Source organism: Pollutimonas rozaliensis, from assembly GCF_048751585.1.
Taxonomy (GTDB): Bacteria; Pseudomonadota; Gammaproteobacteria; order Burkholderiales; family Burkholderiaceae_B.
This window is the reverse complement of the sequence record NZ_JAZHOB010000001.1, coordinates 1-19,977: the sequence shown is the minus strand read 5'-3', so window position 1 is coordinate 19,977 and position 19,977 is coordinate 1. Positions and strand designations below refer to the sequence as shown.

Here is a 19,977-nt window from a genome sequence, read left to right as displayed (position 1 = left end):
GTATCGCAAACACCATAAGGAGAGCCAGTGTTGGACTACAAGCGAATTCTCATTACCGGGGCCGCCGGGCAAGTGGGGCGCTTGGCCCGCAAGGCCTTGCGCGGCCGCGTGCCGCATCTGCGCTTGAGCGATATTGCGGCGATGTCCCCCGCCGGCGACAACGAAGAGTTGTGGAACTGCGATCTTGCGGACGGGCCGGCGGTCGCCGCCCTGCTACAGGGCGTGGATGCGGTCGTCCACCTGGGCGCGAGCCTGAATGTCGACGATTGGCAGGACACCCTGCGGGTCAATATCGCGGGAAGCTACAACATCTATGAGTCGGCCCGCCAGGCCGGCGTGAAACGAATCGTTTATGCCAGCTCGCATCATGCCGTCGGCATGTATCCGGTCGGCGAGCGCATTCAGGCCGATGCGCCCGCCAGGCCCGACAGCCTGTACGGCCTTAGCAAATGCTTTGGCGAAGATCTGGCCCGTTATTACTGGGACAAGTTCGGAATTGAATCCGTATGCCTGCGCATCGGATCGACCCGGCCGCAGCCCAATGAGTCCAGGGAACTGGCCACCTGGCTCAGCGAACCCGACTTCGAGCGCCTGTTGCTGGCCAGCCTGAGCGCGTCCTCCGTGGAGCACACCGTGGTTTTTGGCGTGTCCGGCAATCGGGACTCATGGTGGGACAATGAAAAAAGCGCGGCCCGCTTGGGCTATGCGCCGCAAGACGATGCAAGCGTCCATGCCGACAGGGTCGATCAGCAGGTGGAGCGCGGGGAATCGCCCGGACCTTATCCTCTGCAGGGCGGCAAGCGCGCCGAGTACGGGCTGGTTCGGGACGGGAAGGACACATAGGCCAGCCATGACTCAGACGAACGAACTCTTGCGCCTTCCCGAGGGCGCATGCGATACGCACTCTCATATTTATGGCGATGCGGCGCGCTATCCTTTATGCCCGGGGCAGCAGCCGGAAAGCAATGCCGCCATCGACGACTACATCGGGCATGCGCAAGGCTTAGGAATACAGCGGCATGTGTTTGTACAGGCCAAGGCATACGGGCTCGATCCGCAATGCATGCTGGACGGAATCGCCAGGCTGGGCCGGCATCGGGCGCGCGGCATCGTCATGGCCGGCACCCTGCCGGGCCAGGCCGATATGGCAGGTCTGGATGAGGCAGGCATACGGGGCATTCGTTTCTTGTTTCCCGAAGGTTCACCCATAGACCTGGGGGCGATCAGGCTTGCGGCGGAACGAGCCGCCGATTTCGGCTGGAGCCTGCTGGTGCAGGCCCAGGGACCTGCGCTGGGCGAAGTCTGCGCCGACCTGGAGTACATGCCCTGTCCCATCGTCATTGATCATCTTGGGCGCTTTCCGGCGGGCATAGGCGCCGATGCCAAGGCGTTCCGGACGCTGGTCGAGTTCGTCGCAAACGGCGGATGGATTAAGCTTGCCGCTCCCTATTATGGGACGCCCGATGGCGCATCGGACTTCAATGCGCTAAGCTCGCGTGTGCATGCGTTTCTGGATGCCGGTGCGGAGCGCGTCATTTGGGGCATGAATTGGCCGCATCCCAACCTTCCCGCCGGGCGCAAGCCCGACGATGCGGCGACGCTGACTTCCCTGCTGGCAATCTTGCGATCGGATGCCGAGAAACGCGCCGTCCTGGTCGATAATCCGGCCAGGCTTTACGGATTCACCCCCGCTACCTAGGACTTTAGCGATACAGGCCCTGGCGTCCTGTCCAATGTTTGATCTATATGGCTTCCAACATTTCCACCCTGACTGCGAAAGAGCCGCCTTCGGCGGCGCCCGACGAGGCCGTGCAAAACGAATCCTCGGCGCTCGCCTTTCTTCGATCGGAATCGCTCACCACCGTCCTCCAGGAAAGAATTGAGCGGATGATATTGGGCGGCGAGCTGAAAGCGGGCGAGCGCATCAACGAACTCGCCCTGGCCCAGGCTTTCGGTGTAAGCCGAAGTCCCATTCGCGAAGCCTGCCGCAAGCTGGAACAGGCGGGCATGGTCGAAATCATCAAGAATCGCGGCATGTTCGTGTGCAGCATTGACTTGCAGCGCGCCATGGATATTTACGAAATCCGGGGCGCCTTGGCCGGGCTGGCCGGAAAGCTGATCGTCCAAAGGGCATCGGACGACGACATCGCCGCCTTGCGCCTGATGGTTCAAAGCATGGAGGATACGGTCCAATCGGGGGTCGTGGCCGAATATTATCGGCAAAATATCGCTTTCCACAGCGCGCTCATACGATGCACGGGCAACCAGCGGCTGGTCGACATGTTCCTGGGCACGGATAAAGAGCTGCACCTATACCGGCACCGCAGCCTGGTCCAGCCTTCGGGCATCGCCATTTCCAACCGCGAACACAAGGAAATCGTCGAAGCCATCGCGGCGCGCGACGCAACGCGGGCCAGTCGGGCATTCAAACGGCACGTGCTGAATGGAAAAGCTCGGGCCGTGGCAGCGGCAACTGCCGCCGATGCCGAACAGGGCGGTATATCCGCCACATAAAACGGCCGTTCATATGGCCCACGTTCGGGCGTCAGGTGGGTACAATCCGACCATGACCGAAGCGAATTTCCCCACCCCATTTGTGCATTTACGCGTCCACTCCGAGTTTTCGGTGGTGGACGGCCTGGCCCGCATTCCCGATCTGGTGAAGAAGGCGGCTGAATACGGGCAGCCAGCCATGGCGCTGACCGATCTTTCCAATCTGTTCGGTTTCATCAAGTTCTACAAATCGGCGCGCAATGCCGGCATCAAGCCGATAGCCGGCTGCGACGTCTGGCTTGAAAATGAACAAGACCGCGAAAAACCGTCCCGCCTGCTTCTGCTGGCGTGCAATCAGCAAGGCTATTTGGCTTTGTGCGACATCCTGACACGCGCCTGGCTGGACAATCAGTACAAGGCCCGGGCGGAAGTGCGCCGCGAATGGCTGCTGGGCCGGGAAGGACTGATTGTGATTTCCGGCGGCAGGGCGGGTGACGTCGGCCAGATGCTGGAAGCCGGCAAGCCGGACGAGGCCGCCATCGTGGCGGCAAGCTGGGCCAGGGCTTTTCCGGACCGCTACTATATCGAATTGCAGCGCAGCGGGCATGATGGCGACGAGATCTACGTGCAGGCCGCCATGCGCCTGGCCGGCAAGCTGAACCTTCCTGTCGTCGCGACCCATCCGGTGCAATTCCTGCAGTCCAGCGATTTTCGCGCCCACGAGGCGCGTGTCTGCATTGCCGAAGGCGAACAACTGGGCAACGCCCGCCGGGTACGCCGCTTTACCGAAGAGCAGTACTTGCTCAGCTCCCAGGAAATGGCGGAGCGCTTTGCCGATGTACCCTCGGCTTTGGCCAACTCGGTGGAAATCGCCAAGCGCTGCAACCTGACTCTGGAACTGGGCAAGCCGCGCCTGCCCGACTTTCCCACGCCGGACGGCATTACGCTGGACGACTACCTGGTGCATCTGGCCGAAGAAGGGCTGGAAAAGCGCATGGTCCAGCTCTTTCCGGACCTGGCCGAGCGGCAGGCGAACTATCCCCAATACCAGGAACGGCTGCGCTGGGAGTGCAAGACCATTATCGGCATGGGTTTCCCGGGCTACTTCCTGATCGTTGCCGATTTCATCAACTGGGGCAAGAACAATGGAGTGCCGGTGGGGCCGGGCCGCGGATCGGGCGCGGGCTCCTTGGTGGCTTACTCCCTGGGCATTACCGATCTGGATCCCATACGCTACGACTTGCTGTTCGAGCGCTTCCTGAATCCCGAGCGGGTATCCATGCCCGACTTCGATATCGACTTTTGCCAGGATAATCGCGAACGCGTCATCGACTACGTCAAGCAAAAGTACGGCAAGGAAGCGGTCAGCCAGATCGCCACTTTCGGCACCCTGGGCGCAAAGGCGGTGGTGCGCGACGTGGGCCGGGTGCTGGAGATGCCATACTCTTTGTGCGACGGCCTGTCCAAGCTGATCCCGTTCAGTCCGGCCGACCCCTGGACCCTGGGGCGCGCGCTGGAAGAAGAACCCACATTCAAAGAGCGCTACGAACAAGAAGAGGAAGTGCGGGCGCTGATCGACCTGGCCCGACCGCTCGAAGGGTTGACTCGCAATATCGGCATGCACGCCGGAGGCGTTCTGATCGCCCCGGGCAAGCTGACCGATTTTTGCCCCTTGTATTGCCAGCCCGGCACGGACAGCAACGCGGTGTCGCAGTTCGACAAGGACGATGTCGAGGCGGCGGGGCTGGTCAAGTTCGACTTCCTGGGCCTGCGCAACCTGACCATTCTGGATTGGGCCGTGCGCTATGTGCGCCAGTTCAACGAAGACAAGCGCGACTTCGACGTCATGGCGCTGCCGCTGAACGATGCGCATGCCTATAAGCTGCTCAGCGAAGGCAACACCACGGCGGTGTTCCAGCTTGAGTCGCGCGGCATGAAGGAGCTGCTCAAGAACCTGCGGCCCAACACGTTCGAAGACGTCATCGCCATGCTGGCCCTGTACCGTCCGGGCCCGCTTGAATCGGGCATGGTGGTCGATTTCGTGAATCGCAAGCACGGCCGCGCCGAAGTCGATTATTTCCACAAGGACCTCGAGCCGGTGCTGAAAAGCACCTACGGCGTGATCGTGTATCAAGAGCAGGTGATGCTCATTTCGCAGATCGTCGGCGGATACACACTGGGCGGCGCCGATTTGCTGCGCCGGGCCATGGGCAAGAAGAAAGCCGAGGAGATGGCCAAGCATCGCGCCATCTTCGAGAAGGGCGCGGTCGAGAAGGGCTACGATGCCAAGCTGGCCGTCAAGCTGTTCGACTTGATGGAAAAGTTTGCGGGCTACGGCTTCAATAAAAGTCACTCCGCCGCCTATGCCTTGATCGCCTATCAAACGGCCTGGCTCAAGCACTACCACCCCGCCGAGTTCCTTGCCGCCACCTTGTCGTCCGATATGGACGATACCGACAAGGTGCAGATTTTCTGGAAAGACGCGCTGGCCAACGGCGTAGAGGTCTTGCCGCCCGACGTCAATGCCTCGGCCTACCGCTTCGAACCGGTGCCCGATGCCTATTCCGCCAAGGGTCAGCCGCCCCGCACCATGCGTTACGGCCTGGGCGCCGTCAAAGGCACGGGCCAGGGCGCGGTCGAAGAGATCATCCGCATCAGGAACGAAGGCGGTCCGTTTTCCAGCCTGTTCGATTTTTGCCGCCGCGTGGACCGGCATACCGTCAATCGCCGCTGCATCGAGGCGCTGATACGCGCCGGCGCCTTCGACACGATCGAAGAAAACCGGGCGGCCCTGCTGGCGACGGTGGGCAATGCCATCGAGGCGGCCGAGCAGGCCGAGCGCAGCGCCAACCAGGTATCGCTTTTTGCCGACAACGCGAACGATATCGTCGAGGGCGAGCTTGCGAAGGTGGCTCCCTGGGATCTGCAAACGCGCTTGACCCAGGAAAAGGCCGCCTTGGGCTTCTATTTCAGCGGCCACCTGTTCGATGCCTGGCGCGACGAAGTACGCCGTTTCGCGCCCAAGCCGCTGGCGCGCCTGGAAGCGTCGCGCAGTCCGCAATGGTTCGCCGGGGTATTGTCGTCGGTGCGCCCCAAGATGACCCGCCGCGGGAAAATGCTGTATGCCGTTCTGGACGACGGTTCGGCGCAGGTCGAGGTCGCGATTTTCAATGAGTTGTACGAGCAGCATCGCAATCGCCTGAAGGAAGACCGCCTCGTCATCATCCATGGCAAAGTCAGCAACGACGATTATTCGGGCGGCTTGCGCGTATCGGCCGAATCGGTGTTTGACCTTCAGCTTGCCAGGGAGGCGCGGGCCCGCAGCCTGCGCATCACGCTCAACGGCAATGCCGATGCCGCCCGCTTGCGGCAAATGCTCAATCCCTTCCGCGCCGAGCCCGAGAACGGCGTACCCGGTGTGCCGGTCGAGGTCCGCCTGCACCGCGATGAATTCCAGTGCATGATCCGTCTGGGCGAGGACTGGCGCGTCCGCATGGCCGATGCCATGCTGGATCAATTGGGCGACTGGACCGTGCCGGATGGTGTGGAGATCACGTATTCATGACGCCTTTGCGCATCCTCCATTCAGAAGCCGCCACCAGCTTCGGCGGGCAAGAGCAGTATATCTATCGCATGATGCTGGCCATGCGCGACCGTGGCCATCACCTGGAGGCGGTGTGCCAACCGCATGCCGTATTGACGCAGCGCTTGCGTGAACAGGGTTTCACCGTGCACACCACTTATATGGACGGCCCGGTCAATTTCGTGAAAAGCGTCGCCTTCATTCGCAAGGTATTGCGTACCGGCCGTTTCGATGTGCTGAACACACATAGCCGCCGGGATACCATCGTCGCTGGTTGCGCCGGGCGGCTGGCCGGCACGCCGCTGATTGTGCGTACGCGCCATCTGGCCAACCGCGTGGGATCCTTGCTGTCCTACACGGTGATTCCCCATCGGGTGACGACAGCCAGCGATTTCGTGCGCGATCATCTGATTGCGCGCGGCGTGCCGCCGGCCCATGTAGCCACTGTCTATCCCGCCGTGGAGCTGCCGCCCATACCCGAACGATCCACCTTGCGCCAGGAGTTAGGCCTGGCAAAGGATGACATCGTGGTCGGTTGCGTGGCCGTCATGCGCGCACAGAAGGGACATAAAGACCTGATCGACGCCATGGAGCCCTTGTTCAAGGAAAGGCCCGGGCTGCATCTGGTGTTCGTCGGCGGCGGTTCGCCGGTCTTCGAGGATGTGCAGGCCTATATTGCCGAAAGAAGCCTGGAGCAACGCATACACTTGCTTGGCGTTCGCAGCGATGTGCCCAATTTGCTGGCTGGCTTCGACCTTTTTGCGCTGGCCACGCGCAAGGAAGCGTCCGGCACCGTTTTTGTCGAGGCGGGCGCGGCGGGCTTGCCCGTCGTGGGAACCCGCGTGGATGGCGTCCCGGAAATGATGCGGGACGGCATCAGCGGCATACTTGTGCCGCTGGATGACCGGGCGGCGTTGACGGAGGCCATAAAGCGCCTGGTCGACGACCCGGATCTGCGCAGCCGGATGGGCGGGGCCGGTCTGGATTTCTGCCGCGAACAGGGTCGGTTCAGCCTGGGCGCCATGGTCGAACGCATTGAATCCTGCTATACCCGTTGGCTTACGGAGCGAAAGCAATGAAGCATACCCAGACCGTGCCGGTATTGATGTACCACCATGTTTCTCCCGTCGAGGGCATGATCAATGTTACGCCGTCCAACTTCGAAGACCAGTTGCAGTGGTTGAAACGCCACGGCTACCGATCGCTGGGCAGCGACGAGTTCGCCGCGCATTTGGGCGGCAAGCCCGCGCCTGCCCGATCCGTGCTGATTACCTTCGATGACGGCTATCTGGACAACTGGGTCTACGCCTACCCCCTTCTGAAGAAATACGGCTATACCGCCTTGATTTTCCTGGTCACTGGCTGGGTGGGCGATGGCCCCTTGCGGCATTGCCTGGGCCAGGGCGAGCTGCCCGAAACGCCTTCCCACCACGATTGCGAAACGCGTATCGCGCAGGGGCGCGGCGACGAGGTCGTATTGCGCTGGAGTGAAATCAAGGCCATGAGGGATGACGGTGTCATCCAGTTCCATAGCCATACCCATACCCATACGCGTTGGGATCTGATTGCGCCGCAGGAAAAAAATACGCGCCTCGCCGAAGAGCTGGCACTGTCGCGGGCAGCCCTGAACGCTCATCTGGGCAACGTTTCGGAGCATTTCTGCTGGCCGCAGGGCTACTTCGATGCCGACTACACCCGCCTGGCCAAAGAGGCTGGCTTTCGCTACTTGTACACCACGCAGGCGTTCGGCCAAAACCGCCCGGGCACCGATCCCGCGCACATCTTTCGTTTCGCGGTCCGCAATACGTCCGGCAATTCCGTGGGGCGGCGCATCCAGGTGGCCGCGCATCCGCTTATCGGGCCTTTGTTCAACAAGTGGAAGCTCTGGAAGCGCAGCCTCAGGAAGCGCGCATGAAGCTTTCGGTCATCATCATCACCAAGAACGAAGCCCGGCATATCGGCGATTGCATCGATTCGGTCGGCTTTGCCGATGAGATCATCGTGCTGGATTCCGGCAGCACGGATGGAACCCGTGAGATCGCCGAAGGCAAGGGCGCCAAGGTCAGCCTGACGGCGGATTGGCCTGGATTCGGCCCGCAAAAGAATCGGGCGCTTGATCTGGCCGGCGGCGAATGGGTGCTTTCCATCGATGCCGACGAGCGCGTTACGCCGGAACTGGCGCGGGCCATCCTGCGCGAGCTGGAGCAGCCGCGCGGCGAGGCTTACAAGATAGCGCGTCTGTCGAATTTCGGCGGGCGCTGGATACGCCATAGCGGATGGTGGCCCGACCACGTGTTGCGCCTGTTCAAGCGGGGCACGGCCCGATTCAAGGACGTGGCGGTGCACGAAAGCGTGTTGCCGCGTACCCAGCCCCTGGTTCTGGACGGGCATTTTCTGCACTATCCCTATGCCGACCTGGAAACCTTTATCGCAAAGATAAACCTTTACTCCTCCGAGGCGGCCGCCATGATGCATGCCCGGGGCAAGAAAACCAGCGTGCTGGGCGCCACGGGCCATGCAATATGGACCTTCGTGCGTATGTACCTGATACGTCGGGGGTTTCTGGACGGAAAAGAAGGTTTCATTCTTGCAACAATGGGTGCCGCGGGCAGTTTTTTTCGTTACAATAAATTGCTATTATTAAACAAACAAAATAAATAAACGGTGGAGCCGACGACGCGGGGGCGTCCAAGGATATCGCCGGCCCGCAATGAAAATCCTTATTACCGACATCCACCATGGAAATGGCGGCGGCTATGTTACGTATGTGCTCAGCCTGCTGAAGGGGCTGAAAGGCCAATACGACCTGACCGTGGCTGCTCCACCGACTGGCCGCCTGTATCGGGCCGCATCGGCCGAGCAGGGCGTGCGCGTCCTGCCGGGCCTGTATACCTCGCGGCCGCTGACTCTTCTGAAGGAAGTCTGGCGTTTACGCAAGTTCCTTCGGCAAGAGCGCTTCGATGTCGTCCATGTCAATGGCGGCGCCGATCATCGGCACGTCATGCTGGCCAGCATCGGGCTGCGGCATCGGCCGGCCATCGTATGGACCAAGCACAATACCAATCCCGTGTGCAGCTTCGGCCATCGCATGCGGGCCCGGTTCGGCACGCATGCGTCGATTGCCGTATGCGAATACGTTGCCCGCATCCTGGGTCAATCGGGCTATAGCCGCCATCCCATCAGCGTGGTCAGGAACGGAATCGATCACAACTATCTGCAACCCGTCGATCCGGCCGACAGGCAGGCATTCAGGAATCGGCTGTTCGGCCCGCTGGACGATGATGTGCTGGTATTGGGCAGCATAGGCGGGACCGATTACAACAAAGGCTGGCTGGACCTGGTTCAGGCTGTTTCCCGGCTGGCGCCGGACCAGCAAAGGCGTTTGCGCATCGTGGTCGCCGGCGACCCTCCCACGCCCTGTATGCAGGCCAAGGTCGACTTGCTTGCCATGCGCAAGCTCGTGATTTTTCCCGGACTGGTCAAGGATGTCCGCACGGTGCTGGGCGCTTGCGATATCGGTTTCGTCCTGTCCTATCGTGAAGCCGCCTCGTATGCCAGCTGCGAAACCATGGCCATGGGCCTGCCTGCGCTGGTGTCCAATGCCGGCGGCCTGCCGGAGAACGTTCGCGACGGCCTGGACGGTTGGGTGGTGCCTGCCGGAGACATCGACGCAATGACCGATGCATTGCGCCGCATACTGGAGAATCCCCAGGCCCTGGCTGCATTGGGCAGGTCCGCGCGCGAACGGGTCGAGCACATGTTCTCGACGCCGGGCTTTATCGAAGACACCAAAAAAGTGTATGCGCAGGCAAACCGCCTGGTACGGGATCTGACTGCGCCGATATAATCAGCCATATGATTCCGATTCTCATGTATCACCAGATAGGCCGGCCCGCAGTCAAAGGGTCGCCGTATCGCAGCCTTATCGTGCACCCCACGGATTTCCGGCGGCAAATGACGTGGCTGCGCCGTTTCGGCTATCGCGGCCTTTCCATGCGCGATTTGCTGCCCTATGTGCGTGGCGAGCGGCATGGAAAGGTGGTCGGCATTACCTTCGACGACGGCTATCGCAATGTGTACCAGCACGCCTTGCCCATCCTTCGCGAACAGGATTTCACCGCCACCAACTATTTCGTGGCCCGCCAATTGGACGGCGGCAATGTCTGGGACTACGAAAAAGGCATCGCGCATGCCGACCTGATGTCCATTGACGAAATGCGGAACTGGGCGCTCGCCGGCATGGAGGTCGGCTCGCACACACTGGATCATCCCTTTCTGCCCAAGCTGTCCCCCGAAGTCGCCGATTACCAGATCCGGCAATCCAAGCAAGAACTGGAGGCTGTTCTGGACAGCGAAGTTACCGCTTTTTGCTACCCCTACGGGGGCGAATCGCCCGATGTGCGGGCCATGGTGCGCAGTGCCGGCTATACCAACGCCACGACTACTCAAGGCGGCCTGGCCAAGGAAAGCGACGACCTGTTCGGCCTGCCCCGGGTCACAGTCGCCCGATCAACCAATATCTTCCGCTTTTTGCAAAAATGCATGACACGGCTGGAAGAGAAGCGGCGCAAGGAATAAGGGATAACGCATGCCCATGCCCAGCCTGAAAATCGCCTTCGTCGTAGATCGATTTGGAAACCGTTACGGCGGAGCCGAGGCTTACGGGGTCGAGCTCATGCGCGAACTTTCCGCCGCCCACGACATTACCGTGTTCGCCCGGGACTACGATCCGGAATGCGGCCTGAAGCTGCATTTTGTTCCCTTGCGGTCCTGGCCTTTCCTGCCCAGCTGGGTGCGTGTGCTGCTGTTTGCGTGGCGCGCGCGCCGGGCTACGCGCAAGGGCTACGACATCGTCCACTCTCACATGAATGGCTGGTGCGGCGACGTGGAGGTCGTGCATGTCACGCCCGTGCGCTACAACTGGCGAGTGCGGGCGCTGCCCGGGATCAAACGGCTGCTGTCTTACGCCAGCTTGCGTGTCCAGGCCTATCTAAGGCTGGAAGCGCGGCGCGTGGCCGCCAGGCCGGGCCACCGGACGGTCGCTGTATCCGGTTTGATTGCCGAACAGCTGAAGCAGGCTTACGGGCAGAGCTTATCCTTTCCCATTATTCCGCCAGGCGTATCCCGATCCGCGCCTTCGGACCGGGCCGCCAGGCCGCAGGCGCGCAGCGCATTGGGTTTTTCGGCTGACGATTGCGTATGCCTGCTGGTGGCGCGCAATCCCATGCGCAAAGGCCTGCCAACGGTGCTGAAGGCCTTGGCGCGGTTGCCGGCCCGATACAAGCTGCTGATTGTGGGCAGCAATGCCGCTACGCGCGATTTCATACACAAGCCTCCCGAAAACCAGGGCCTGTCCGAACGCATAAAGCTGGTCGAGGAAACCGCCGACGTGGCGCCGTACTACCAGGTCGCCGACATTTACGTGCATCCCACGCTGAACGACAGTTTTGGCATGGCGCCGCTGGAGGCCATGTCCTTCGATCTTCCGGTCATTCTCAGCCCGGCACCGTGGTGCGGGTTTGCGCAGTATGTGCAGGACGGGCAGGACGCCATGGTGCTGGATCATCCCGAAAACGACGAGCAACTGGCACAGTTCATTGCACGCATCGACGGCGACGAGGCCTGGCGCCAACGCCTGGTGCAGGGCGGCAGCGATGTCGTGGACAGGCATACCTGGAGCGAAGTAGCCGGCGAGTATCTGGGGCTATATCAAGAGATACTCAAAGAGCGCGAGGCCGACAAGCAAAACCGCCCTGTAGGGCGGCGATAAGATTCGCGGTGCTATCCGCGCAAGCCGGGTTCCCGCTTGCTTGAACCTCGTGGCGGATGAACCGGCTATGAGCTGCGATCAGGCCTGCAGGGAAGCGTTGTCCCGCTGCGTGGCCTGCGCCGCCAGGAAGATCGCCGTTCCGATCGCCAGCAAAATCCAGGATCCGGTAGCCATGGTGCCGGCCCCCAGCGCAATCGCGGCAAGAGAACCAATGAAAAGGGATTTGTTGCGCGGCACAAGCAAGGCGCCGATGGCAGTGCCCATGAGCATGGCGGCGAGAATAAGGATGATGTAGTGCATGGAAGCCCCCGTTTTTTGATTTAATCCGCGGGCGGCACGAATACAACCCGCGTCGTCGTCCATACAGGACCGCCCGAGTGTAGCATCGATCAAGTGCGGGATTGCTGCTACGGGGCAGTAGCGTCTTCCAGGCGGGCTATCCAGCGGATCGCCTCTTCGCGGCTCGATCCGCACATTTCCTGCGTGGCTTGCAGTCCCGCGCAGACAGCGGGTCTTTCCGGCCGCCCGAAGATCCGGCAGCGGTTGTCGTCCGCCAGTTGTACGCAGCGGATTCCCGCCGGCTTCCCGAAAGGCATGCCCGGAATGGGGCTTGATATGGATGGCGCAATGCAGCACGCGCCGCAGCCTGCACGGCATTGCATGATCTAGATCCAGCCCCGAATCCAATACACCAGCAGTCCCACGTATTCCTTCACGATGGAGCGGCTGGCGGAGAGGGCGCGCATATTGGGTTGCCAGAATGAAAATCTGGAATCGTCGGGAACCACGATTTGCGGCGGCGATGGAGAGGCGACGGCGCTGATGCCCTGCTTCCTGAACACAGCCATGGCGCGCGGCATGTGCAGGGCCGATGTCACCAGCAGGACTTGGCCGATGTGGCGTTCTTTCAGTTTCTGTGCGGTGTAAAGGGCGTTTTCGTGCGTGGTGAAGCTTCGGTTTTCCAACACCATCGCATCGTCGGGTATGCCTTCTTCCTTCAATGCGTTGGCCATCATTTGGGCCTCGCTGGTGTTGCCTTCAAGGGCCGCGCCCGAAAGAATGATCAACGGAGCTCGACGGGCTTTGTACAGGACGGCAGCCGTATCGACGCGCGCGGATGCCGTGGCGCTGTCGTAGGGTTCGAACCAGTTCTGCCGGCCATTGGCGGTGCTGCCGCCCAGGACGACAATGGCCTGCGCGGTGGGCAGCGCCATGACGGGCCTGTGCGGGTACAACTGCTCCAGGCGGCCTCCCGCCCATAGCGACGAGGCGGGCAGGGACCAGAACAGCGCCCATCCCAATCCGGAGGCGGCGATAAAAAAAGCCGTCTTGCGCCAGCGCACCATGAACAATACCGCCGCCATCAGCAACAGGGTTATGCACAGGTTCAGCGGTATTACCAGATTGGTAAGGAAGCTCGAAATCGTCATGCGTTACCGTTCAATTTTTTCGGGCAAAAGATCAAGTATCTGTTGTTCGGCTTGCTCCAGCGTGGGCCAGGCATGCATTGAGCCCAGGCAAGCGGCCAAGTCGGACCAGGGGCCCGTGCGTTCGCGCTGGGTGACGCCGAACAACGTCAGTTGCTTGGCATGGGCGGCGGCGGCCAGGTGCGAAACCCCGGAGTCGTTGCATACAACCAGCGCGGCAAGTTGGGTGAGTGTAGCAAACGCGCCCAGCTTCAAGGGCGGCAGGCAAACAGCGGTCGGCGCATTGCGCCTGGCCGCTTCGGCCTCGGCGGGAGGCGGACACATGGCGACGACATGGCCGAGCTCCTGCAGGCGGCGCGTCAGGGCGTCGAAGTGCGGCCAGACCTTGATTTTTCCGCGATGCAGCCCCGTCGCCGTGGGAGCGATCAGTATGAATTGGCCCGGCTCCAGTCCGGCGGCATCCACGGCATGCATGGCTTCGGCGCCGTGCCTGCCGGCAAGGCGCAATCCCAGCTTTCTTTTTGATGGCAAGGAATGTACGGGAAGGTTCCAGCGCCTGAGCGCCTGGCTGGTCACGTAATACCAGGATTCCACTGCGTGCAGGTGCTCCGGCGGCTTGACTATGGGCCAGCGCAAGATCAGGCTGCGGCCGTCGTCGCGGTAGCCGGCGCTGGGAACGCCCGCAAACTTGAATACCATGGCGCTGGACAGGGAATCTGGCAGCAGCAGGCCGCGCGGGTGTGCATGCTGCGCTTTCTTCTTGTGCTGCTGGACGGCGGCCCGGTCTTCCCGCCAGCGGCCTTTCATCTCCACGAATCCATCCAGTTTGTAGCCCGCCAAGAGATCCCTGGCCCAGGGGCGCGCGCAGACCACAACGGGAACTTGGGTATCCAGCAGCGCATGCAAGCTGGGAAGACTCATGCAGACATCGCCGATCCAGTTGGGAAGACGTACGTAGATGGCGGAAGGCATAGTCATGAGAGGAAGGGTGGGTTTGGGGCGGTATGATGGTTGATGTTTGCAATCGGCGTTCAGCGAAGGAACGTTAAAATGATTCACCCAATAGTATATAAGCGAGTTTATTGTTGAAGTCAGCCACTGAAGCCGCATCGTCTCGTTCGGACCCCGTCAAGCTCGACCTGTGGCGCCGTATCTACAGCCGCCTGGGCGTCTACTGGAAGGCGGTCATCGTGGCCGTTCTTCTGGTCAGCGTCGCCGCCGCCACGCAGCCCACGCTGGCCATCATCATGAAGCCCTTGCTGGACGATGGCTTTTCGGGGGCGAAGCCTTCGTACATGTGGTCGATTCCCCTGGCGGTCGTGGGCCTGATGCTTCTTCGCGGCATATGCAGCTATGCCAGCACCTATCTGCTGGCCTGGGTGGCCAACAACATGCTGCTGGGCCTGCGCAAGGAGATGTTCTCGCGTTTGCTGGGCTTGTCCGACGAGGACTTCAAGCGCGGCGATTCCGGGCGGCTGCTCAATCGCTTCACCATCGACGCCGGCACGGTCACAGGCCTGGCCACCGAGGTCATAACCGTTGTCGTGCGCGAATCGCTGGTAGTCGTGGCGCTATTGTGCGTGCTGCTGTATATGTCCTGGCAACTGACACTGATCGTACTGGTCATGCTGCCTGTTTCGACCATTATTGCGCGCATCTTCATCAAGCGGCTGCGCCGCATCAATCGCGACACCATAGGCATGAACGCCGAGCTTACGCGCGTCGTGCGCGAGGGCATCGACGGCCAGCGGGTCATCAAGCTGTTCGACGGCTACGAGCGTGAATCGGGCCGCTTCGAATACGTAAACAGCCGGCTCCGGCGCTTTGCCATGCGGGCGGCCAGCGCCGATGCGGCCATGTCGCCTCTGTCGCAGTTCTCCATTGCCTTGTCGGTGGCGGCCGTCATCGCGGTCGCCTTGTATCAGGCCAATAATCAGGGCCTTACCGTAGGCAGCTTCGCCGCCTTCATGGCGGCGCTCGGCCAGATATTCGACCCCATGAAGCGGTTGACCAATATCGCCAGCGCCATGCAAAGAATGCTGATCTCCGCCGAAAGCGTGTTTACGCTGATAGATCAAAAACCCGAGGAAGATGGCGGGACTGAAGTGCTATCGCTGCCGGTCAAGGGCCGGGTCGAGTTCAGCGGCATCTATCATCGTTTTCCCAATGCCCAGACCGATACGCTTTCCAACGTGTCCTTTGTGGCCGAGCCGGGACAGACGGTTGCGCTGGTCGGCCGATCGGGCAGTGGCAAGACGACGCTGGTGAACATGTTGCCGCGCTTCGTCAATCCCGGTAGCGGCCAGGTGTCCATCGATGGTCAGAACATCAAGGATCTCAGTCTGCGCGGCCTGCGCGCCCACCTTTCCCTGGTCAGCCAGGACGTCGTGCTTTTCGATGGAACCATTGCCGACAATGTGGGCTACGGCGCCTTGCACGAAGCCAGCCACGACGAGATCCGCAAAGCGCTGGATGCCGCCAATTTGCTGGACTTCGTCGAAAGCCTGCCGCAGGGGCTCGATACGCCGGTAGGCGAGAACGCCAGCCAGCTGTCGGGAGGCCAGCGCCAGCGCCTGGCGATTGCGCGGGCGCTGATCAAGAATGCACCCATACTCATCCTGGACGAGGCTACGTCCGCGCTCGATAACGAGTCGGAGCGGCAAGTGCAGGCGTCGCTGGAGCTGCTCATGGCGGGGCGCACCACGCTGGTGATCGCCCACCGCTTGTCGACCGTGCAAAAGGCCGACCGTATAGTCGTGCTGGATGCGGGGAAAATCGTGGAGCAGGGCCGGCACGAAGAGCTGCTGGAACTGAATGGGCTGTATGCTTCGCTTTACCGCATGCAGTTCCGTGAAGAAGATTAAGCAATCGGCATGACGCCAAGCAAGGAAAATCACACGATATGAAGATAATGGCAATGCTCGCCGCAGCGGCGATACTGGCCGGCTGCGCCGCCACTCCACAGGGACTGCGCATTGGCGATGTGCGCGATCCCGCCTATTTTCGCGGCGAACGCGTCATACCGCTGACTTTTCCCAAAATCCAGATGGCCTTGTTCAAGCACGAGGCGGCCTGCGGCGCCTCGGCAAAATTCACTCTGGACCCACGCCAGACCAGCTACGCCACCATCACGCAAATGCCGGAACCCTCCGCTTCCTATGAACGAGCCATCGTCGTCGACCTGACTCAGTATCAAAGCACCATGATGGAAGACGACCGGGCCAAGGCGCAGGTGTACTCCTATTATGCGGACAGCGGCACCAAGGCGCGGATCGAACAATTGTTCGATTCGATCAGCCACCCAGAAGTTTGCCCGCAACCAGGGGGCTGAAACCGGCGGAGCCGCATGGCTCCGCAGCCTGAATCGATTTATGGGTCAGTTCCAGTAAAGGCCTACCAAGGACGCGGCCAGGATGATCGCCAATACCGAGCCCGAAATGACCGCATACGTATAGTCCCGTTCGCGCAGGAACATGGCCAGCATCAGGCCCACGCGAAGTATGGGAAGGAGGATGAAAAGGGCAATGCCGAAGCCCGCCACCCGCTTCCAGTCGAGGCCGGGCGGCGAGTCCAGGAAAGCGGCGAAGCCGATGATCATCCCGATAGCGATGATCGACGAGGCGAGCCACGTTCCCCATCTCAGCAACCCGGCGATTGCCTGATCCTTCCGCTCGCGAACGCCCGCATCCGGCTTCATGATGTTGCTCCCGAAAAATCTATCCCCAGGCTGCTCATCAGCATCTGGATGGCCAGCAGCGACAGCACCAGTACGAAAAAGACGCGGAGCCGATCAGCGGGGATGCGCAGCAAGAGGCGGGCTCCGGCGAATGCGCCCAGGACGGAACCCAGGGCCACGGGCGCGGCGACGGCCACATCGATATCGCCGCTTATAAAGTAAGCGACGGCGCTGGCCGAGGCGGTCACCCCGATCATGAAGTTCGACGTGGCCGATGACACTTTGATCGGCAAGCGCAGCGCCGCATCCATTGCGGGAATTTTCAATACGCCGGAACCAATGCCAAGCAAGGCGGACAGCACGCCCGCTCCGTACATCAGGAACAGTCCCAGGGGCACATGGCCCACTTGGTAGGCGATGGAATGGCCCGCTTTCCCCGCTGGAAACTCCGAGTGCAGCCTTAGCCATGTGGCCCAGCTGCCCGGATCGGGCGTGTCCGTGATCACCCTCTCGCGCCGCCGGGCCAGCATCTGCCTGGCCGATATGGCCAGAATGGCGGCGAACAGGCCATAGAGGTAGGGCTCGGGGATCAGTCCGATAAAAAACACGCCGGTGAGCGCGCCCAATGCGGTTGCCGTTTCCAGAACAATGGCAAGGCGGATATTCGTCAGCCCCGCTTTCAAGAACGGCTGGGCGCTTGCGCAGGAGCAGGCGATGACCGACACGATGCTCGCTCCGATGGCGATCCGGATATCCAGGCCAAAGAACAGCGTGAGTATCGGCACGATGAAGATGCCGCTCGCCATGCCGAGTACGCCGCCCAGCGCGCTGGCCCCGAAAGCCGATGCAAACAACAACAAGATAACTGTCCCTGACATGCGCTTGTCTTCAAGCCTCCCTATCGGTCACAAAAAAACAGTGAGTGTACCGGGACGGTCAGATCAGGACGATATCGTATTGTTCCTGCGAATACTGGCTTTCCACTTCCAGCGAGACAGGCTTGCCGATGAAGTCGCCCAGCATGGCCAGATGGGCGCTTTCTTCTTCCAGGAACAGATCCACGATGGCCTGCGAGGCCAGGATGCGGAACTCCTTGGGGTTGAACTGGCGCGATTCGCGCAGTATTTCCCGCAGGATCTCGTAGCACAAGGTGCGCGGTGTGCGGACATTGCCGCGCGACTGGCAGGTGGGGCAGGGCTCGCATAATTGATGCGCCAGCGAGTCGCGCGTGCGCTTGCGGGTCATCTCGACCAGACCCAATTGGCTGAATCCGCTGACCGTCATGCGGGTGCGGTCTTTGCTTAGCGCCTTGTTCAACTCGGTCAGCACGGAATTGCGGTGCTCCGCATCGTCCATATCGATGAAATCAAGAATGATGATGCCGCCCAGGTTGCGCAGGCGCAACTGGCGCGCCAGCGCCACGGCGGCTTCCAGGTTGGTCTTGAAGATGGTGTCGTCGAAATTGCGCCCGCCCACGAAGCCGCCTGTATTCACGTCCACTGTGGTCAGCGCCTCGGTCTGGTCGATGATCAGGTAGCCGCCCGACTTCAGATCGACCCGGCGCGACAGCGCACGTGCGATTTCCTCGTCGACGTTGGCTGTATCGAACAATGGGCGTTCGCCGCTGTAGTGCTTGATGCGGTCCAGCACCGACGGCGTGTATGTCTTCGCCCATTCCAGCAATTGCTGCGTGGTGCTGCGCGAATCCACCAATATCGTTCCGGTATTGGGTCCAACCATGTCGCGCAAGACGCGTTGACCCAGGGTCAGGTCGGTATAGAGCACCGATGGCGTGGGCTGGCTCTTGGCCTTCTCCTGGATGCTGTTCCACAAAGTGCGAAGATAGGTGTGATCCGCCTGCAGTTCCTCATCGGTGGCGCCCTCGGCCTGGGTGCGGACGATGAACCCGCCCTTGTCGTCCCCCCTGAACTGCAGCACCCGTTCCCGCAGCGCGATCCGGTCTTCCTCCGATTCGATCTTCTGCGAGATGCCGACATGGGGATCGTAGGGCAGGTAGACCAGCATGCGTCCGGCAATGCTGATCTGCGTGGAAAGCCGCGCTCCTTTGGTGCCCAGCGGATCCTTGATCACCTGCACCATAAGGGACTGGCCTTCGAACAGCAGTTTTTCGATGGGTGTCACCGCCGCGCCGGTGCTGCGCTCCGTCCGGTTCTGCCTAAGGTCGGCCACATGGATGAATGCGGCGCGGTCCAGCCCTATATCGACAAAAGCGCTTTGCATGCCCGGCAATACGCGCACCACCTTGCCCAGATATAGATTGCCCACGTGGCCCCGCTGGATGCTGCGTTCCATATGCAGCTCTTGTACCGCTCCTTGCTCTACCAGTGCGACGCGTGTTTCAAAGGGAGTGACGTTTATCAGTATGTCTTCAGTCATGATGCTCGTGGGCGGGTTGTCTATATAGAGAGTATGGCGGATTCGACGCATGCTGTGTTCGATTCCAAAGATAAAGGAAGTATTGCGTTTGGTCATAGGCGGCCGCATGCCATCCCACCCATGAAGAAGAACTGGGACATGGCCCCTTTTTAACTATGCGATAGGGCCCATCCCGACCTTTTCGGCCGGATTCAGCGGTTCGGCCGTCAACTATTTCATTTTTCTTAAAAAAATATTTCAGTGGGATTTCAAGGCCTTGCGCGCCGGGCGGGGCGGGCGGGGGGCACGGCCGGGCATTTTGGGCCGATTTCGATTTGCACGGCCTAAAAAGCGGTGCTATAGTTCTGTTCTTCGCAGCACACGGCACTAGGGTTTTCCCTAGCGGCGCACCCGATTCAAGTCCTTGATTTCATGGGCGTTTAGGCGGGTAAGGTGGGGCGAAGCGCAGCAAGGCGGTGCGCCAAACTGTGGTAAGCTTACGGGCTTGGCCGCAGGACTTCGAAAGGGGTTGGGCGCCACGGCGAGGAAGGTGGCAGCGGCGGTTCGGTGGGGGTTTGGCGGTTTAGGTCTTGAGGCCAGCGCGACACACCCCAACTTGACAAGCTTAAAAAACTGCTTCATAATCTCGTTT

General features: G+C 61.0%; 19 protein-coding genes. 12 read left to right on the top strand and 7 right to left on the bottom strand.

The features are described from left to right. Nucleotides 1-27 precede the first annotated feature (27 nt). From V0R37_RS00095 to V0R37_RS00050, 10 genes are read left to right on the top strand one after another with little or no spacing between them, the layout of a single operon-like run. Entirely contained in the window at nt 28-843 is an 816-nt protein-coding gene (locus tag V0R37_RS00095; protein WP_420372546.1) for an NAD-dependent epimerase/dehydratase family protein, read from the top strand. A gap of 7 nt (nt 844-850) precedes the next feature. Continuing rightward, nucleotides 851-1,699 (top strand): amidohydrolase family protein, encoded by an 849-nt coding sequence (locus V0R37_RS00090; protein ID WP_420372545.1) that lies wholly within the window; start codon nt 851-853, stop codon nt 1,697-1,699. A gap of 47 nt (nt 1,700-1,746) precedes the next feature. Next, nucleotides 1,747-2,514, top strand: coding sequence for a GntR family transcriptional regulator (locus V0R37_RS00085; RefSeq protein ID WP_420372544.1), 768 nt, complete (start codon nt 1,747-1,749; stop codon nt 2,512-2,514). A 52-nt stretch (nt 2,515-2,566) separates the two neighbouring features. Continuing rightward, nucleotides 2,567-6,058, top strand: coding sequence for a DNA polymerase III subunit alpha (gene dnaE, locus V0R37_RS00080; protein WP_420372543.1), 3,492 nt, complete (start codon nt 2,567-2,569; stop codon nt 6,056-6,058). After that, on the top strand, nt 6,055-7,155 hold the full coding sequence (locus V0R37_RS00075; RefSeq protein WP_420372542.1) for a glycosyltransferase family 4 protein: 1,101 nt from the start codon (nt 6,055-6,057) through the stop codon (nt 7,153-7,155). Before dnaE ends, V0R37_RS00075 begins: the two co-directional genes overlap by 4 nt. Beyond that, a complete protein-coding gene (locus V0R37_RS00070; RefSeq protein ID WP_420372541.1) occupies nt 7,152-7,991 on the top strand; it encodes a polysaccharide deacetylase family protein in 840 nt (279 codons plus the stop codon). Before V0R37_RS00075 ends, V0R37_RS00070 begins: the two co-directional genes overlap by 4 nt. Then, nucleotides 7,988-8,737: a glycosyltransferase family 2 protein gene (locus tag V0R37_RS00065; protein WP_420372540.1), complete on the top strand. Its 750-nt coding sequence runs from the start codon at nt 7,988-7,990 to the stop codon at nt 8,735-8,737. The genes V0R37_RS00070 and V0R37_RS00065 overlap by 4 nt, the downstream gene beginning before the upstream one ends. Nucleotides 8,738-8,786: 49 nt before the next feature. After that, complete coding sequence (locus tag V0R37_RS00060) at nt 8,787-9,923, top strand: glycosyltransferase family 4 protein (protein ID WP_420372539.1); 1,137 nt, start codon at nt 8,787-8,789, stop codon at nt 9,921-9,923. 8 nt (nt 9,924-9,931) lie between these two features. Then, nucleotides 9,932-10,654, top strand: coding sequence for a polysaccharide deacetylase family protein (locus tag V0R37_RS00055; protein WP_420372538.1), 723 nt, complete (start codon nt 9,932-9,934; stop codon nt 10,652-10,654). A 10-nt stretch (nt 10,655-10,664) separates the two neighbouring features. After that, nucleotides 10,665-11,846 (top strand): glycosyltransferase family 4 protein, encoded by a 1,182-nt coding sequence (locus V0R37_RS00050; RefSeq protein WP_420372537.1) that lies wholly within the window; start codon nt 10,665-10,667, stop codon nt 11,844-11,846. Nucleotides 11,847-11,924: 78 nt separating this feature from the next. On the opposite strand, the gene V0R37_RS00045 is transcribed toward V0R37_RS00050, so the two are convergent. From V0R37_RS00045 to V0R37_RS00030, 4 genes are read right to left on the bottom strand one after another with little or no spacing between them, the layout of a single operon-like run. Further along, a complete protein-coding gene (locus tag V0R37_RS00045; protein ID WP_420372536.1) occupies nt 11,925-12,209 on the bottom strand; it encodes a hypothetical protein in 285 nt (94 codons plus the stop codon). Between the two features lie 44 nt (nt 12,210-12,253). Next, nucleotides 12,254-12,508 carry a YkgJ family cysteine cluster protein gene (locus V0R37_RS00040; protein WP_420372535.1) on the bottom strand — a complete coding sequence of 85 codons (255 nt, stop codon included), beginning with the start codon at nt 12,506-12,508 and terminating at the stop codon, nt 12,254-12,256. Between the two features lie 3 nt (nt 12,509-12,511). Continuing rightward, a complete protein-coding gene (locus V0R37_RS00035) occupies nt 12,512-13,276 on the bottom strand; it encodes a YdcF family protein (RefSeq protein ID WP_420372534.1) in 765 nt (254 codons plus the stop codon). 3 nt (nt 13,277-13,279) lie between these two features. Next, the gene (locus tag V0R37_RS00030; RefSeq protein ID WP_420372533.1) at nt 13,280-14,251 is read right to left on the bottom strand and encodes a glycosyltransferase family 9 protein; all 972 of its coding nucleotides are present in this window, start codon (nt 14,249-14,251) and stop codon (nt 13,280-13,282) included. Between the two features lie 107 nt (nt 14,252-14,358). On the opposite strand from V0R37_RS00030, the gene msbA reads away from it, so the two are divergent. Together msbA and V0R37_RS00020 are read left to right on the top strand one after the other, a co-directional pair. Further along, a complete protein-coding gene (gene msbA, locus V0R37_RS00025; protein ID WP_420372532.1) occupies nt 14,359-16,137 on the top strand; it encodes a lipid A export permease/ATP-binding protein MsbA in 1,779 nt (592 codons plus the stop codon). Between the two features lie 38 nt (nt 16,138-16,175). Continuing rightward, entirely contained in the window at nt 16,176-16,604 is a 429-nt protein-coding gene (locus V0R37_RS00020) for a hypothetical protein (protein ID WP_420372531.1), read from the top strand. Between the two features lie 45 nt (nt 16,605-16,649). Here the strand turns inward: V0R37_RS00020 and V0R37_RS00015 are convergent, their stop codons facing one another. The 3 genes from V0R37_RS00015 to rng are packed head-to-tail and all read right to left on the bottom strand — an operon-like array spanning nt 16,650 to nt 19,346. Next, the gene (locus V0R37_RS00015; RefSeq protein ID WP_420372530.1) at nt 16,650-16,970 is read right to left on the bottom strand and encodes a DUF1634 domain-containing protein; all 321 of its coding nucleotides are present in this window, start codon (nt 16,968-16,970) and stop codon (nt 16,650-16,652) included. Then, nucleotides 16,967-17,827, bottom strand: a complete 861-nt coding sequence (locus V0R37_RS00010; protein ID WP_420372529.1) for a sulfite exporter TauE/SafE family protein — start codon at nt 17,825-17,827, stop codon at nt 16,967-16,969. Before V0R37_RS00010 ends, V0R37_RS00015 begins: the two co-directional genes overlap by 4 nt. A 58-nt stretch (nt 17,828-17,885) precedes the next feature. Next, the gene (gene rng, locus V0R37_RS00005) at nt 17,886-19,346 is read right to left on the bottom strand and encodes a ribonuclease G (protein WP_420372528.1); all 1,461 of its coding nucleotides are present in this window, start codon (nt 19,344-19,346) and stop codon (nt 17,886-17,888) included. Between the last annotated feature and the right edge of the window lie 631 nt (nt 19,347-19,977).